This window comes from Bacillus sp. AFS018417 (genome assembly GCF_002560985.1).
In the GTDB taxonomy this organism is placed as follows: domain Bacteria; phylum Bacillota; class Bacilli; order Bacillales; family Bacillaceae_G; genus Bacillus_A; species Bacillus_A rhizoplanae.
Window position 1 is genome coordinate 1 of sequence record NZ_NTTM01000036.1, and the last position, 17,528, is coordinate 17,528.

15 protein-coding genes, 1 pseudogene and 1 riboswitch are annotated in these 17,528 nt (G+C 35.7%); of the genes and pseudogenes, 8 read left to right on the plus strand and 8 right to left on the minus strand.

Annotated elements, in window-relative coordinates; all coding sequences use genetic code 11:
* Positions 1-51 precede the first annotated feature (51 nt).
* From CN326_RS14960 to CN326_RS14970, 3 genes and pseudogenes are all read right to left on the minus strand, one after another.
* A complete protein-coding gene (locus CN326_RS14960) occupies positions 52-1,179 on the minus strand; it encodes an NAD(P)/FAD-dependent oxidoreductase (RefSeq protein WP_098309804.1) in 1,128 nt (375 codons plus the stop codon).
* A 396-nt stretch (positions 1,180-1,575) separates the two neighbouring features.
* Positions 1,576-2,418, minus strand: a complete 843-nt coding sequence (locus CN326_RS14965; RefSeq protein WP_098309805.1) for an SDR family oxidoreductase — start codon at positions 2,416-2,418, stop codon at positions 1,576-1,578.
* Positions 2,419-2,497: 79 nt separating this feature from the next.
* Positions 2,498-2,902 (minus strand): annotated as a pseudogene (locus CN326_RS14970) (amidase family protein); the annotation flags it as partial.
* A 339-nt stretch (positions 2,903-3,241) separates the two neighbouring features.
* Here CN326_RS14970 and secY point away from each other — a divergent pair.
* Positions 3,242-4,546, plus strand: coding sequence for a preprotein translocase subunit SecY (gene secY, locus CN326_RS14975; RefSeq protein WP_098309807.1), 1,305 nt, complete (start codon positions 3,242-3,244; stop codon positions 4,544-4,546).
* 148 nt (positions 4,547-4,694) lie between these two features.
* Here secY and CN326_RS14980 read toward each other — a convergent pair whose 3' ends face one another.
* A complete protein-coding gene (locus CN326_RS14980; RefSeq protein WP_098309808.1) occupies positions 4,695-5,612 on the minus strand; it encodes a DMT family transporter in 918 nt (305 codons plus the stop codon).
* Positions 5,613-5,760: 148 nt separating this feature from the next.
* On the opposite strand from CN326_RS14980, the gene pdxR reads away from it, so the two are divergent.
* Complete coding sequence (gene pdxR, locus CN326_RS14985) at positions 5,761-7,197, plus strand: MocR-like pyridoxine biosynthesis transcription factor PdxR (RefSeq protein ID WP_098309809.1); 1,437 nt, start codon at positions 5,761-5,763, stop codon at positions 7,195-7,197.
* A 15-nt stretch (positions 7,198-7,212) separates the two neighbouring features.
* Here the strand turns inward: pdxR and CN326_RS14990 are convergent, their stop codons facing one another.
* From CN326_RS14990 to CN326_RS15005, 4 genes are all read right to left on the minus strand, one after another.
* Entirely contained in the window at positions 7,213-7,710 is a 498-nt protein-coding gene (locus tag CN326_RS14990) for a DUF421 domain-containing protein (RefSeq protein ID WP_098309810.1), read from the minus strand.
* A gap of 140 nt (positions 7,711-7,850) precedes the next feature.
* A complete protein-coding gene (locus CN326_RS14995; protein ID WP_098309811.1) occupies positions 7,851-8,222 on the minus strand; it encodes an ArsR/SmtB family transcription factor in 372 nt (123 codons plus the stop codon).
* Positions 8,223-8,642, minus strand: a complete 420-nt coding sequence (locus CN326_RS15000) for an SRPBCC family protein (protein WP_098309812.1) — start codon at positions 8,640-8,642, stop codon at positions 8,223-8,225.
* Positions 8,643-8,837: 195 nt separating this feature from the next.
* The gene (locus CN326_RS15005; protein ID WP_098309813.1) at positions 8,838-9,716 is read right to left on the minus strand and encodes an SDR family oxidoreductase; all 879 of its coding nucleotides are present in this window, start codon (positions 9,714-9,716) and stop codon (positions 8,838-8,840) included.
* Between the two features lie 225 nt (positions 9,717-9,941).
* On the opposite strand from CN326_RS15005, the gene CN326_RS15010 reads away from it, so the two are divergent.
* From CN326_RS15010 to CN326_RS15035, 6 genes are all read left to right on the plus strand, one after another.
* Complete coding sequence (locus CN326_RS15010) at positions 9,942-10,394, plus strand: PH domain-containing protein (RefSeq protein WP_098309814.1); 453 nt, start codon at positions 9,942-9,944, stop codon at positions 10,392-10,394.
* Positions 10,395-10,439: 45 nt separating this feature from the next.
* Positions 10,440-10,973, plus strand: coding sequence for a nucleoside-triphosphatase (locus CN326_RS15015; RefSeq protein ID WP_176524639.1), 534 nt, complete (start codon positions 10,440-10,442; stop codon positions 10,971-10,973).
* Between the two features lie 216 nt (positions 10,974-11,189).
* A riboswitch (glycine riboswitch) is annotated at positions 11,190-11,310 on the plus strand.
* Positions 11,311-11,417: 107 nt separating this feature from the next.
* A complete protein-coding gene (locus tag CN326_RS15020) occupies positions 11,418-12,785 on the plus strand; it encodes an alanine/glycine:cation symporter family protein (RefSeq protein WP_098309816.1) in 1,368 nt (455 codons plus the stop codon).
* A gap of 248 nt (positions 12,786-13,033) precedes the next feature.
* Complete coding sequence (locus CN326_RS15025; RefSeq protein WP_098309817.1) at positions 13,034-13,996, plus strand: AAA family ATPase; 963 nt, start codon at positions 13,034-13,036, stop codon at positions 13,994-13,996.
* Positions 13,996-15,201, plus strand: coding sequence for a DUF58 domain-containing protein (locus tag CN326_RS15030; protein ID WP_098309818.1), 1,206 nt, complete (start codon positions 13,996-13,998; stop codon positions 15,199-15,201). Before CN326_RS15025 ends, CN326_RS15030 begins: the two co-directional genes overlap by 1 nt.
* A gap of 9 nt (positions 15,202-15,210) precedes the next feature.
* Positions 15,211-17,439 carry a transglutaminase TgpA family protein gene (locus CN326_RS15035; protein ID WP_098309819.1) on the plus strand — a complete coding sequence of 743 codons (2,229 nt, stop codon included), beginning with the start codon at positions 15,211-15,213 and terminating at the stop codon, positions 17,437-17,439.
* The last annotated feature ends 89 nt before the right edge of the window (positions 17,440-17,528 follow it).

The following is a 17,528-nucleotide window of genomic DNA, read 5'->3' on the forward strand; positions in this document are numbered from 1 at the left end:
TAAGTTGATGGATGTGTGGTACTACCCCTATATGTAATACATACTATTTCTCTAATTCTTTGGTTGTTCAATTGCCCCAGCTACATCATAATAACTAAGTTCAAGTTCTGTTTGTTCACCAAGAGCAAGTTTTGCAAGTTCAGAACCTAAGTAAGGCCCTGCTGTTAACCCAGAAGCACCCAACCCATTTGCAACTAGTATGCCTTCAAAGTTAGGTAATGCGCCAATCACAGGAAGAAAGCCTGGTGTAAATGGTCTATATCCGACTCTCGTTTCAAGTACCGTGCTATTTGATAAACCTGGAGCAACCGATAATGCTTTATCGAATACCTCAAGTAATCCACCTGCTGTTACTCGGTAATCAAATCCAGTATCATTTTCATGTGTTGCACCTACTACGACACGACCATCTTCAAACGCAAGAATGTACTGGTCATTTGGCGGCATAACAACAGGCCAACTTTCTGTATTTATTTCTGGCATATGGAGATGAACAATTTGCGCTTTTTGGAATGTAACTAAGAAATTAACACCAAGCGGCTGCAATAACTCATTTGCCCAAGCACCAGCAGTTACGATAACTTGATCAGCTGTTAAAGTCTCACCATTTACTTCAATACCAATAACTCGATTGTCTTCATGAACTAATGATGCATCTCCCATGATACATACAGCACCTTGTTTTTTAGCTGCATTCACAAGAGACTGACGAAGTGCTCTTCCGTTCACACGAGCAGCACCACTAATATGTACAGCGCTATATTCTTCTGATAACGGTGGAAATAAGCTCTTTGTTTCAGAACTTGATAGACGAGTAATTTCACCGATTTCCGGAGCATCCTCGCGTCGTTTATATGCCCGCTCTTCCATTTGATCTAATTTTTTCTCTTCTGTATGAAGACTGATCGCACCTACACGTTTATAACCTGTATCCGTTTCGCCATCTGCTTCTAATTGTTGAATTAAAGAAGCATAGTAACGAGCTCCACCTTTTGCGATTTGGTACCAAGCTTTATTCCGACGCTGTGAGAGCCAAGGACATACAATTCCCGCTGCTGCATCAGTCGCCTGTCCTAAATCTTGGCGATCGACCAATGTAACATGTGCTCCTGCTTTCGCAAGATGGTAAGCAGTAGATGCTCCAAGAATTCCAGCTCCAATTACAATATACGTTTTCATTCATAACACCTTTTCTATTTTGTTCTTTATAGATCCGATATATAGCTAAACCATCAATGTTAGTAAAGTTTGAATCATATTCAGTATACTGGACAGGTACATTTTTTCAACCTTTCCATTAAGGTAGAAAGCCGTAAAATATATAATTTCAAATTAATTTTGCATAAAAGGTATAAATATCGCTTATTTTTAAGTTGTCTTTGACTTTTTACATTACTATACCTTGCTTTTGCTAAACACTTATTACAACATTTTATCTAATTTCATTGAAAGGGTAAAATTATAACAATAAAAAACCATCACAAAGGTACGCTCTTAGGTGATGGTTTTTTATTGTTTGGTGTGGGGGAAATACCCAGTTTGAATAATAACAATTAATATTAGTTTTGTAAGTATTTAGCCGTTTACAATTTCCCCACCATTCACGTGTAGAATTTGCCCTGATATGTAAGATGCATCATCGGAGGCCAAGAATACATAAGCAGGTGCCACTTCAAACGGTTGGCCGGCTCGCTTCATAGGAACATGGTCTCCAAATGTGGCAATCCATTCTGGAGGTAAGGAAGATGGAATTAATGGAGTCCAAATTGGTCCTGGGGCCACACCATTAACTCGAATCCCTTGCGAGGCCAGTGACAATGACAGCGAACGTGTAAATGAAACAATAGCTCCTTTAGATGCAGAGTAGTCAATTGCGTCTTGATCTCCATGATAGGCACTAAGGGATGTTGTATTTATTATGGAGCTTCCTGAATTCATGTATGGTAAAGCAGCTTTCGTAATAATAAACTGCGAAAAAACATTTGTGTGAAAGGTGCTTGCTCGTTGATTCGAGTCTACATTAAGTAGACCGTTCCTTATGTATAGTACACCGGCATTATTCACCAAAATGTCAATACGACCAAACTGGTGAATCGTTCGCATTACAGCTTGTTGGCAATGCTGCTCATACCCAATATCACCTGGAATGGTAATGCAACTACGGCCGTACTTTTTGACATAGAACTCCGTTTCTTTTGCATCGCTGTGTTCATTTAGGTATGAGATTGCAATGTCTGCACCCTCTTTCGCAAAGGCTACAGCGACGGCTCTCCCAATTCCACTATCCCCACCAGTTATAAGCGCCACCTTATTTATAAGCTTACCGGCTGGTTTGTAATTGGGGTTATCAAATATAGGTCTGGGTATCATTAATGATTCAATGCCAGGTTTACTTTGTTGTTGAGGCGGGAAACCCATCACATACACCCCTCTCGGCATTTTTCTATAATGTATATGATATTCAAGAAAATATATCCTTTTCAAAAAATTAAATGGAGGAAGTGAGGGTGTAAATTACAGCGACTGCAGCAACAGAACCGGAGCTGGATTCACCTACCAAAAATTCTCCAGGTCCATAAGGATTAAAAGTTTGTCCTCCTCTTGCGCTATACCCAGCCCATATTTTTAATGACATTCCATTTGCCAATTCTGTCATATTTGTTTTACTGAGAATAATCGCTCCTGCATCTCGAAGCTTTTTCACTAAATACGCATCTTTTTGACTCACATGATTTTTTAAAACGAGCATACCAGCACTTATATGCATTTTATCGCCTTTTGCAATCCGGTATAAATAATACATAACAAGTTCTCTTGATGTGAACTTACCATTTTCCATTGCTTCTTGAATCATTGTAATTGTTAGTTCTTCTACATTTATATTATGTAAATGAAATTCCATATAGTGAACCCCTTTGTTGAATTGTAAAACATAATTTATGTTCGTTATCAAATATGAAATTTTCTCTTTTCCATAAAGGTAATATAAAAAGTATACCTCTCGTATTTCTCATTCTTTTCAGCCTTATCTATGTACAAATCCTCATTTTATAGTTATATTATGGTTATTGAGTTGTTACGAAAATACAACCATCGCTTTATTTTATATCCATAAACTGTATGAAAATCCATTTGTCATAATGAATTTTATTTGGAAGGAGGTTTGCAGTTTATACGTGAGGATATAAATACCAGTTTTTCTTTACTTGAAATAACTGGTGAAAATATAGGAGGCGACATAATGTTTCGTACAATTTCAAACTTTATGAGAGTAGCTGAGATCAGAAACAAAATCCTTTTTACTTTAGCGATGTTAATCGTTTTTCGGATTGGCACATTCATTCCAGTTCCTCATACTAATGCTGAGGTATTAAAAATACAGGATCAAACAAATATTTTAGGAATGCTCAATGTATTTGGCGGAGGTGCCTTAAAAAACTTTTCAATTTTCGCAGTTGGCATCACACCGTATATTACAGCTTCCATCATCGTACAGTTATTACAGATGGATGTCGTTCCTAAATTTGCAGAGTGGGCAAAGCAAGGTGAAATGGGTCGTAAAAAATCAGCTCAATTTACCCGCTACTTTACAATTGTTCTTGCATTCATTCAGTCGATAGGAATGTCTATTGGCTTTAACAATATGGCAGGTGGACAATTAATAACTGATCCAGGTTGGAAAACCTACTTATTAATTGCTACCGTATTAACTGCTGGTACTGCGTTTTTAATGTGGCTAGGTGAACAAATTACTGCAAATGGAGTAGGCAACGGAATTTCAATTATTATTTTTGCAGGACTTGTGGCAGGAATTCCAAGTATTATGAATCAAATATACTTACAACAAATTCATAATGCTGGAGATCAGCTCTTTATGCATATTATAAAAATTGTATTAATTATTTTAGTCATTTTAGCAATCATCGTTGGTGTAATCTATATTCAGCAAGCAAATCGGAAAATTCCTATTCAATATGCAAAAGCTTCTACTGGGAACAATCCGTATCAAGGAGCAAAAAATACACACTTACCTCTTAAGGTAAATAGCGCAGGTGTCATTCCAGTTATCTTTGCTTCAGCATTTTTAATGACGCCGCGGACAATTGCACAGCTATTTCCAAACTCTGCAGTGTCCAAATGGATAAATACAAACTTGGATTTTACACATCCAGTTGGAATGTTTCTATACATTGGCCTCATTATTGCTTTTACATACTTTTATGCCTTTATTCAAGTAAATCCTGAACAAATGGCTGAAAACTTGAAAAAGCAAAATGGATATGTTCCAGGTATCCGACCAGGGAAAATGACAGAGCAATACGTAACAAAAATCTTATATCGCTTAACTTTTATTGGGGCAATTTTTTTAGGAACCATTTCTATTTTACCAATTATATTTACAAAAGTTTCTGATTTACCCGCTTCTGCTCAAATCGGCGGAACAAGTTTACTCATTATTGTCGGTGTGGCACTAGAAACAATGAAAACGTTAGAAAGCCAGCTCGTGAAACGCCACTACAAAGGATTTATAAAGAAAGTAAATTAACGATAAATACAATAAAGGCCTATCGTAATGTTATGTGATATCAAATCCATAACGTTATACGATAGGCTTTTTATTTTCATAAAAATGGCTTTCTTTTGAAATTAATCTGCTAATTCACAACTTAATCACGGATTAGGTAAAAGAATTATCACATCTCTTTTTTCAATAGCTTCCCTTGTCTCCAATACAATTCAAGTGTGGATCGATTCGCCATAAAAACACCAATCAAAATGAAACAAGCTCCAATTCCCATTTCTGGTTTAATTGGTTCACCTAAAAATATATATCCTGTTATAACAGCAATTAATGGCGAAACATAAAGCCAAGTAGATGGAAATACAGGGTTGGTTTTGGATAATAGCCAATAGTATAGGCCATGCCCACCTATTGAACCTATAAATATTAAATACAGAATCGGCCATTGAATGTTCCATGAAGTTAAGACAGATAGATTCGGATGTTCTAATAAGAGAGAACAAACAATTAGTAACAGACCTCCATACAACATTTGAATGCCATTAATTAAAAACGGTGAGACATTTGATAAATCTGATAAAAGTTCCTTTGAACGGATCGTACCCATTCCATAGAAAAATTCTCCTACTAATATAACAAGGCAAGCAATGCTCCACATATAAGAAAATTGCTGCTGCAACCCTGGTAAAGAAATACATACTACTCCTATAAGAGCCAGTACAAGGGCAAAAAGTTGTTCCCTTCTCAATTTCATTTTCGTTCGTTTCGTTTGAAGCAATAAAATCATCATTGGACCTGTAGCGGAAAGAACAGCTGCTAATCCCGATGAGATATACTGCTCTGCCCAATATAAAGTTGCAAAGGTCATAAATGTAAGACAAAAGCCAGCAAATATAATTCTTTTTGTTAAAAGGTATGGTATGACTTGTTTCCGTTTCACGATAAAAAACATGATAACGATTATACCGGCAAAAAAGAAACGAATCCCCGCTGAAAAAAGTGGTGGTGCGCCTGCTGCGATTCCGATTTTAATCGTTAAAAATGTCGTCCCAAAAATAATACAAATAAGAAGATAATTAAAAATAACCATAATGCTTCCTCCCTTTCATTGTTGAAATGAGTATAGAGGAAACAGTGTATAACAGTACATCAAGCTATATAACAGTTGTATGAATTTTCTGTTGATTATAAAGTTTTTTTCAGTTTAAATGAAAATAAAAAGAAGATTAGGTGAGATAATGAAAATTGTACTCCGAAAAGAATCTAATATACCGTTCTACCAGCAAATCTACGAGCAAATCGTTCAGCGTATTCAAGGTGGTATGTTAGCAGATGGAGACCCCCTTCCTTCTCTACGTATCATGGCAGATGATTTAAAAATAAGTGTATTGACGGTTCGGAAAGCATATAAACAGCTTGAGACAAAAGGTTATGTATACATACAACCAGGAAAAGGGGTTTACATAAGGGGAAAAAGAAATACTCCTCTAAACATACATGCTGCTTATGACTGGCAACATATGAAAGCTGTTAATGTGATAAGGTCTCAATATATTATCAATCGCCACAAAAAATTTTATGATTTTTCTCAGGCCATTCTCTACCCACGTCTTTTACCTAATCCGTTTCTATCAGGCGAAATGCAAAAAATACTAGACAGAGACAAAATGATTTTGGCCACATACGGACCTGTACAAGGTGATGAAGAACTTCGCATGGAAATTAGCAAATATTTAAAAGACTATCAAAGATTAACAGCCGATCCTGCTCATTTATTAATTACAAGTGGTGCCCAGCAAGGCATTGATTTAATTGCTCAAACATTATTAAAGCCTGGGGACACAGTAATAGTAGAAAGTCCGTGCTACGGTGCTGCAATTGATGTGTTTGTTAACAAAGGAATCAACGTTATTCCTGTTGAGCTTGATGAACAAGGCATCCGTTCTGATTTATTAGATGAGGTGTGTCAAAAGAATAATCCAGTTTTGTTATACGTGAATCCTGCCTTTCATAATCCTACTGGAATATTAATGAGTGAACGAAGAAGAAAAGAGCTTATAGAACTAGCAGAATTTTATCATTTTTTTATTATTGAAGATGACTCTTTTGGTGAGATCTATTTTAATGATATTGAGCTTCCGGCTCCTATTAAACATTTTGATAAGAACGGTCATGTCATTTATTTAAAAGGATTCAGTAAAACGTTAGCACCAGGGCTTCGTATTGCAGCATTAGTCGCAGAAGGGCCTGTATTTGATTGGTTATATGCTGCGAAAGCATTAATGGATATAGGTAGTCCACTAATAACGCAAAAAGCCATTCTACCTTTTTTGCGGACAGAAAGAATGAAGAATCATTTAGAAAAACTACGAACTGCCTTACAAATGCGTCGGGATGCTACGATAGAAACACTTGCACCCTTAACAGATATACTTCATTTTCAAATACCACAAGGTGGCTTTAACTTATGGATTTCCCTTCCGGACTCAATGGATTCATTTGCATTACTTAAAAAAGCAAATGAAGTTGACGTTTCTTTTTTACCAGGAACAGCTTGCTTTGTTCACGAGTCAAAACACGAGTATATGCGTATCAGCTATTCTATGCTAAATGATCAAGATTTAATTGTCGGACTACAAAAACTACGTGAGATAATTTTCGATTTTCAAAAATAGGCATAATTATATTCCTTATTCTTTAGAAATGTATTGACGCAGTACCTTTTCTAGCACTTCACGAGTAACCGGTTGAGTTTGAGCAGTTAATTGATATCCGATACGACCATTTGGCTCTGCAGTTACTTGCTGTAATGTTTGAATGTCATGAATTCCCTGTACTCTTAGATGCATAAATAATTGCTGTTCTGTCATTCTGGCACGTTTTAAATTGTTCTTTAAAAGCTCTCCATCTTTAATAAGAACGATATTATCACCATTTAGAAATTGTTCCACCTTTCGTGATTTCATTTCTAAATAATGAATTATAAGTAAAATCCCAGAAAATATACATGTAGCGAGTATAGTTGGTCCTATTTTCTTATTTAACACTGGTTCTACAATAATTCGCCCAATAGATACAACGATAATAATTTCAGCTCTCGTCATTTGACTAAGAGTTTTACTCCCCGTTAACTTTAAACCGAGGATGCCTGTAACGATTAGTATGATGCTTTCAAAAACAATATTCATACAGTCCATTCCTTTTACAGCAATTTACACACAGTATTACCATTTTCAAATTAATCTTAATCCTGTTTATGAAATATAAAAGAGTATGTTTAAAACAAATTGTTCCAAACATACTCTTTTTCATTTAGAAGGAAACTCTCTTATTCCTCTTGTTTATCCAATTTTGTTTCAACAATTTTTAATCCACTGTTCTCTCCATTTTCAACCACATGTTTCAAAATAGATAATTTATTATTCCAAAATTGTTCGTAAAATGAAAGCCACTGCTTTAATTCTTGTAAAGGTTCTGGCTGCAGCTGATAAATTTTTTCTCTCCCTACCTTCTTTCCACTAACTAGCTTTGCTTCTGAAAGAATGTGAAGATGTTTTGTAACAGCTGTACGACTAATCGGAAAATGAGATGTTATTTCTGAAATAGGCAATTCTTTTTCTGCCAGTAACCGAAGTACCTCTCTACGAGTTGGATCAGCAATTGCTTGGAATACATCATAAGTTTCTGCTGATGGAGACATTTAGCCTTCAATAACCTTTTTAAGTTTTTCATTAACAATGCCAGTCCAACCATATGCCATTCTCTCGCGAATAATAGCACTTTTCTCATTCGCTTTCGGAAGAATAAAGTCAGGGTCTTTCCAACCGCCATGAATGAGTGTAAATTCTGTCTTATCTCCTAAATCTTTCAAAATAAAGGAAACAATCCAACCGTCTGTATCCCACGCAAACGAAAGGTGATGAGGCGCATCTATTTCTAATACTTTACATGGAGATGGACCAAAAGGTGATTGAATATGAAATTCATATCCTACTTCTGGCTGAAAATCATTTGGCATAAACCATAATGCAATACCTTCTGCAGTTGATACTGTATCCCATACTTTTTGAATAGGTGCTTCTAGCACAATAGTTTGCTTAATGTCTTGTAATGTATTCATATTACTTTACCTTCTTTCCTAAATTCAAAATAAAACCTTTTGGTTTCACTTCCATAGAATATAACACCTTATGGTTGCATGTCAATGTTAATTAACCTTTTAGCAATCATTTGAATATTGAAGACGATTGAAATAAATAAAAAACCCGTATGATTACGAGTTTTATCTATTCTTTCCTAAATCAATGGAAATTCTTTATAAAGTATGTTTTACATGTTCCTCAAAATATTTTCCCCAATCAGGCTGTCTTCCATCTATATCTTTAAATCCATATTCTCTTGCTAATTCCCATGAACTAAGCGCTTTACCTGTTTTCTTATGTACATTAGGATCACTCGCTAAAGCAGCAATTGCTCTTCCAATAAAAAATGGTGTTTCTGATGCAATGAAGTGCGGATCTTTTTTTGCTCCTTCTTGCCAATTTTCTTCTGTGACACCGAATATATCTAACATAGCTTCAGAACGTAAAAATCCTGGACTGACTGCAACAGATGTTATGTTGTAGGGAGCTAAGTCTCTTGCCATTGCTTGTGCTAAATGAATTGTCGAAATTTTAGCGAGACTATAATACAAATTCCCTCGATACTCATAATCAACACCATCTGTAATTTCAATAACAAGCCCTTTCTTATTTTTCACCATAAGCGGGACACCGTAGTGACTTGTTATCATATGAGAATGTACAGCAGTTGTTTGTATTTGGATTCCATTATCTAAATTATGCTCCCAAAATGGTACATTCCATTCTGTCAGCGGATCGCCTCCCCATACATCATTCACTAAAATATCTAACTGTCCATTCTGTTCTTTTTCAATCTTCGCAAATAAAGCTGCAACATCTTCTTTCACCGTATGATCGACGCGAACTGCAATTCCTTTTCCACCTTGTTTCGTTACAAGTTCAGCCGTTTCTTCAATTGTCTCCGTTCTTCCCATGGATGATAAATTTCCTTTTGTACTTCTTCCTGTCACATATACAGTAGCACCGACTTCACCAAGCATCATCGCAATGCCTCTTCCAGCACCGCGTGTTGCACCAGCTACTACTGCAACTTTTCCTTGTAGTGGTTTCATAAATGTCTCCTTTGCTTAGTTTTAATTACATTCAATTTCAAAAAACGAACATCTTTCCTCTTCATTCTGCCATCTAATTTCTACATAAACTACCTTTTTTCAATATTTAGCCCTTAATGTAACATATTCTTAATTATACACATGAAAATGTGGTAATATTTGTATGTAACCCCCAAAGTCATCATTTCTAAAAAAAGTATATCAAATAAAGGAGAAGTTGATGAAATGAGATGGAAAGTACGACGAGATCGAGGATATTGGTATATGATAATTGGAGCTACCTTATTATGTAATGTACTCCTTTCTCTTCCGCTTTGGCTAGATAAATCATTAACCTCTGTGGATTGGTTCATCATTTCGAGCATCCTCTTTATATTTGATTTATTTATGTTATGGATCATTTTCGGGATTCGCTATGAATTGCGAGAAAAGAGTTTATATGCAAGATGCGGTCCTTTTTGGTGCAACGTTCCCTATGAAAATATTACAAAGATTCATCCAACTGATGATATGCTTATGGGGTTTCGCCCAGCGGCTGCACTTCACGGTGTAGAAATTCACTATCCAAATGCCATATTTGGCAGTGTCAAACTATCACCAGAAAATGAAGAATTGTTCATACAAACCTTACTTGCTAAGTGTCCTCATATACAAAATAGTGAAATGAAACATTTCTAATTCAACAAGTAGTTACTCTTACGACACAGGAGGATGTATTTCTTTATGGGAAATCATTTTTTTCTAACTGGCAAGCCGAGAGTAGGTAAAACTACGGTTTTAAAGAAAATAATAAATGCACTTGGAATAGAAAATTTTGGAGGGTTTTATACCGAAGAAATCGTAGAGAACTCTAATAGAACTGGTTTTAAAATTATCTCCCTTGACGGAGAAGAATCAGTGATTGCAGATATTAATTCTAAAAGCGATATTAGAGTTGGCAGATATGGCGTAAATGTTTCCGAATTTGAAAGTATAGCTATTCAGTCTATTCAAAATAACGCAAAGAAGATTATAGTGATAGATGAGATTGGACCTATGCAAATCGCATCTCCAAAATTTCTATCTACTATTAATCAATTTATGCAAGGTCCTCAAACTGTGTTAGGAACAATATACTATGATTCTCATCCTAAAATAGATGAAATAAAGGCTAATAGTGAAATGAAAATTTATGAATTAACGCAGAAAAATTATAATGATGTGCTTACTAAAATGATATATGAATTACGAAAGACAAGCCTTTTTCAGCCTAAATAAGCAGATAAAAATCATTGGTTTATAAATATTAATTATGAATCTATATATTTTTAATTCTTGACTTACAATATAAATCATGATTATAATAACTCATATTAATTTCATAGCATTCGGATGAACCATACAGGAGAAGATCTTTTGATCTACCGATGGGGCAAAAAGCTGGTCGGACAGCTTTGAAACTCTCAGGTCTTGTATTCAAGTAGAACTGTATGGGGACGAATCTCTGGAGAGACTCCCTCCTATTGCATAGCAAAAAGGAGGAAACAGAGCACCGAAGGAGCAAATCTGCTATTACAGCGGATAATCTCTCAGGTAAAAGGACAGAGACAAGCAACAGAAAATACCGATTCCCGAATCGGTTTATTTTTCTATTCCTTGTATCTCCAGAGACCATTTCGTTTATATGAAATGGTTTTTTATTTTTTGTAAAGGAGAATAAAGATGGAAACAGTAAATCAAGTTTTAGAAGTAATTAATCATTATGTATGGGGGCTGCCTACACTGTTACTGCTTGTTGGAACAGGAATCCTCCTTACCGTACGCCTACGAGGCTTACAATTTGTTAAACTATTATATGCACATAAACTAGCATTCGGAAAATCAGAGGACAAATCTTCTAAAGGAGACATTAGCCATTTCCAAGCATTGATGACCGCAATGTCAGCTACTATTGGTATGGGGAATATCGCCGGCGTTGCAACTGCAGTTGCCATCGGGGGACCTGGCGCAATATTTTGGATGTGGATTACTGCCTTGTTTGGAATGGCAACAAAATATTCAGAAGCTATTCTTGCGGTAAAGTATCGCATTCATGGGGCGAACGGTGAATACTCTGGTGGCCCCATGTATTACTTAGAACGTGGACTAGGAAAGAAATGGCTAGCTATATTATTTGCTATTTTCGGAACAACAGCTTCATTTGGAATCGGAAATATGGTGCAATCCAACTCTGTTGCTCAGGCCATGAAAATTAATTTTTCTATATCGCCTGTCGTGACTGGAATCGTAATGGCTCTTTTCATCGCAATGGTTATTTTAGGCGGAGTTAAAAAAATAGGAAAAGTAACAGGTTACTTTGTTCCGATTAAAGCTTTCTTTTATATACTTGCTGGACTTATAATTATTTTTTATCATATAGATCAAATTCCAGAAGCATTTCAGCTCATCTTTTCAGGTGCTTTTAACGGCACTGCAGCTGCTGGCGGTTTTGCCGGAGCAACTGTTGCTTCAGCTATTCAAATTGGGATGGCACGAGGTGTATTTGCAAACGAAGCGGGACTTGGAAGCGCACCAATTGCAGCTGCTGCTGCGAAAACGGATTCCCCCGCTAAACAAGCACTCGTATCTATGACTGGTACGTTCCTTGATACATTTGTCGTATGTACGATTACTGGTCTAGTACTTATTACAACAGGCGCTTGGAATTCTGGTAAAACAGGTGTTGAAGCGACGACATTTGCATTCCAAACTGTATTTGGAAACGCCGGAAGTATGATTCTTGGCATTGCAATTATTTTATTTGCTTACTCAACGATGTTAGGCTGGTCATATTATGGTGAAAAATGTGTGGAGTATTTATTCGGCCGTAATGCTGTTCGATACTACCGTTTCATTTTTGTTGGTATGGTCGCATTTGGAGCAAATTTAAAACTAGGACTTGTTTGGACGTTTTCTGATATTGCAAACGGACTAATGGCAATTCCAAATTTAATTGGTCTTATTGGATTAAGCGGGATTGTTGTTACAGAAACAAAGCTCTTTTTACAAGCAGAAAAATCGAATAATTCTAACAATGAGATTGCAAGTTAATCAAATTGAAAAGGCTATATAGTGTTTATTTATTCACTATACAGCCTTTTCGTATTGAACCATACTTCATGTGCATATCACCTAGAAACAACACAAAATATTTTAAAAATGTAGAGTAGGATTTTCCTAGCAGGTATAGAAGTTATAAAGTAATTAAAAGGGACAATCACCTCTTAGATTAATTCCACTGTAACATATCCAAAGATTCAATTCTTATTTACATAGATCATAAAATTAGGAGGCATACGATGACACACCTTGATTCGTTACATCCAATTGTTGAAAAGATAATCAACAATATCGAAAAAGTGATGGTCGGAAAACGAAAAGAAACCATTCTTACCTTGACAGCTCTTTTAGCTGAAGGTCATGTGCTATTAGAAGATGTTCCAGGTGTCGGAAAAACAATGCTGGTACGCACCCTTGCTAAATCAATCGATGCCGATTACAAACGAATTCAATTTACACCTGATTTACTACCGTCAGATGTAACAGGTGTTTCTATTTATAATCCGAAAGAGCTACAATTTGAGTTCAAACCAGGACCAATTATGGGGAATTTCGTACTTGCTGATGAAATTAACCGTACATCACCGAAGACACAATCCGCCTTACTGGAAAGTATGGAGGAAGGCAATATTACAATAGATGGTATAACTAGACCTCTACCAAATCCATTTTTTGTAATGGCCACACAAAACCCAGTTGAATACGAAGGAACATACCCTTTACCGGAAGCTCAGCTTGACCGTTTCTTATTAAAACTAAAAATGGGTTATCCTACAGCAGAAGAAGAATTTGAAATTTTAAACCGTATGGAAAAAACAAATCCACTCTCCCATTTACAGGCTATTATTACAATAGAAGAATTGCTGAAATTAAAGCAAAGCGCACAAGAAATATATATAGAAAAGGCAATCAAGCATTACATCGTAAAACTCGTCAATCAAACTCGTTATTATAGTTCTATACAGTTAGGAGCAAGTCCCCGAGGTTCTATCGCTTTAATGAAGGCTTCACAGGCTTATGCGTTCATCCACAACAGGAATTATGTTATTCCGGATGATGTTAAATTTTTGGCCCCGTATGTTTTAGCTCATAGACTCATTCTAAAAATGGAAGCAAAATTTGAAGGAATAACAGGAGAAAAAGTCATCGCAAAAATTGTCGCACGAACTTCAGTGCCGACTCAAAGGACGATAAATCCTTGATGAAAAAGCTACTACGAGCAGTTTATAACATTGGAAAGTTATTGATAATTCCTTTATTCCTTGTCTTAACATTTTTATATGCCATGATACACGGAGGATTTGTAAGTTGGTTTTTATTTTATAGCACTCTCCCTTTTGGCTTCTATTCAATGCTGCTTCCCTTTTACGCTTTGCGGGATGCTGAAGTAAAACGCACAACAAATCAAAAGGAATACATAGCCGGAGAACAATTTCGAAGCACTATTATAATAGAAAGAAAAATCCCTTTTCCCTTACTTTATTTAATTATAGAAGATGAACTTCCTCCACAATTTAAAAATTATAAACAAGCAAAGGCTGCCAAAGTAATACTATTTCCAGGATTCAAACGAAAGATTTCGTATCAATATGTAATTAACACAATCCCGAGAGGAGAACACACTTTTTCAAATGTACGTGTAAAAACCGGCGATATATTCGGTATTATTGAAAAAGATATCATGTTTTCAGTTCCTAATACATTTTTAATCTATCCTCAATATATGAATATAAATTATAAACAATTGGAAAATCATTTCGAACAAGGAGCGCTCTCAGCAAACATAAATTTAACAAAAGATTCTACAGTCTCAGTTGGTGTCCGACAGTATAAACCTGGTGATCGCTTTTCATGGATCGATTGGAAAGCAACCGCTCGAAAAAATAATATTATGACGAAAGAATTTGAACAACAGCGGAGTCAAGATGTCATGATTTTTATGGATAGAACTCCATCTCCCCTATTCGAGTCGATTGTTACGTTTACAGCCTCTCTCGTCAGAGCTATCTTAAAACAGAATTCACCAGCATCATTCGTATCTGTCGGAAAAGAACAGACTGTTTTCCCTTTGCACAACGGGGATACGCAGCTGCAACAAATCTTTCGTCATTTAGCAAAGGTGCAAGCAGACAGTATATTCCCGCTCTCTCAAACTGTAGAAATGGAATTAAGAAAAATGTATCAACCAGTAACAGTTATACTCGTGACAAGTGATCTTTCTCCCGACATTTTAAAAACAGCTGAAGGTTTGGCATTAAAAAATAGAAGGCTGATAGTGTTTGTCGTGAAAGAAAAAGCGAACCAATTCTCAAATCGTGAACTAAGTATATTAGAAGCACTGCAAAAACGAAAAATATTTGTAAAAGCGGCTTATGATAATCGTTATACAAATGTGTTTTTTGATTGAGGTGAACAAATGATGACACTACATACAAAAAAACAATGGGATATAAGTAGATTCCTCATGTATTTATGTGGGTTTCTTATTTTACTAGAGTGGTTAAGACCACTTATAGGTGTTACGAGTATGGAGAGATTAGATATTTTTGCAGCATTTATAGGAATTTGCTTCTCTCTCTCCTTTTTACAAACAAGATGGCAAATTCCAGTAAAAATTGCAGTTATTTTATTCATTATTCATTCCCTATATTATAAAGGTACTTTTATTAATCCATCTTGGATGACATCATTCTTTTCTGATATTTTCCAAAATATCACTCTTCTCTTTCAAGCAAATTGGCAAGGTCTTTCCGCAGTTTTTCGCACCTGTTTATTTTTTCTATTGCTCTGGTTTTTATGTTCTCTCATCTCTTATTGGATGATTCGTCAAAAACATGGACTGTTATTTCTTATATTGACTATTATTTATATCACGACTTTTCATAACTTACACTTATACAACGCAAATCATGCAATTATTCGCACCGTTGTCATCGGTTTTTTTATGCTTAGTCTCCTTCATATCGAACAGATAAAAGCGAATGAGCACTTACGACAGTATTCCAAACTGATATCTAAATTACATATACCACTTGCTATATGTATTGTATTATCCGTAGCCATCGCATATTTTGCTCCAAAGTTTGGCCCTCAATGGCCAAATCCTATTACTTTTTTAAAATTCGATACAGCTGCAACAAGTAAGAAAGCTGAAGTTTCAAAAATCGGATATAGTGTAGATGACTCTCAACTAGGTGGCCCTTTTAAGCCAGATGATACAATTGTTTTCACAGCACAAACGCAAAATAGTCAATATTGGAGAGTAGAAACAAAAGACTTTTATACCGGAAAAGGCTGGGAAGTTTCTGAAGCACCAAAAAAAAATTCTTTTAAGAATAAAAACAACGTAGTGAAATGGTATGAATCGAATATAAAAACGAGTACAGCTGTAGCAACAGTTAACATGCAAAAAAGTTATCCTCATCTTATTTATCCCGCAGGATTAGTGTCAGTTGAAGCTGTTTCAGATGTATCATTCAGCGTTGATCCGTTTTCAGAAAAAATTTATACAATGAAAGAAGGATCTTCTACCTCTTTAAACAAATATAAAGTGACTTATGAAATTCCTCAATTTTCCGTAGAAAAATTGAAAGCTGTAAAAACGGATGAGAGTATGGAGACAAGTCCTTATTTCATGGCAAAATATACACAACTTCCCGAATCATTACCACAACGAGTAAAAGACTTGGCAATACATCTTACAAAGGATAAAATCACTCGATATGATAAAGTATTAGCTATCGAAAGTTACTTCGTAGACAATTCCTTTGTATATGAAACAGAACATGTTGTGGTACCTGGCAAAAACCAAGATTACGTAGATCAATTCATTTTCGATACGAAAAGCGGATACTGTAATAATTTTTCAACGTCCATGATTGTATTACTTCGTTCTGTTGGTATTCCCGCGCGTTGGGTGAAGGGTTATACCGAAGGCACTCTTGACGATACAATAGTTGATTTAGAGGGTGATAGCGTCTATAAAATTACTAATAATGATGCACACTCTTGGGTGGAAGTATATTTTCCAGGATACGGCTGGGTCCCATTCGAACCAACAAAAGGATTCAGCAACCCGTATAACTTTACAAACGACGCTCCGGCTTCCGGTTCACAAAATAGTGAAGTGATTAATCCTAACAATGAACAAATACAACAGCGAAATAATGAAGCGAAACACAAAAATCTAATAGAAAATACCGAAGAATCCTCTACCAAAAAGATGACGAATTCTAAAAAAGACTTTTCTTGGTGGTACTTATTCCTCACTATTATATCAATAAGTATAATTAGCTACATTCTCTTTACTACTAGAATGAAGTGGCTTACATTTTTCGTGATTCTCCTCTATAAATACCGAAAAGGTAATGCTGTTTATCCAAAGGCTTACGAGGCACTCTTAAAACAATTTGCGAGAATAGGTATTCCCCGCAACGAAAGCCAAACATTACGTGAGTACGCACTTCGTATAGATACGCTTTACAACTCAACTGATATGCAACAACTTACTCTTAGTTATGAGAATGCTATGTATCAAAAGGGACAGGCCGCATTGGAATGGAGAAAATCTGTTCGATTATGGGAACAACTCATGAAAAAAGCAGCCTCTCTGCCTAAATCAAATGACTTCGATGTAGTGATTTAATTTTGATAAAATAAATGGAAAAAATTTGATTTTAACCATATTCATTGTGGGCTAAAAGGCATATGAGCTACTTTCGAGTGGATGAACCG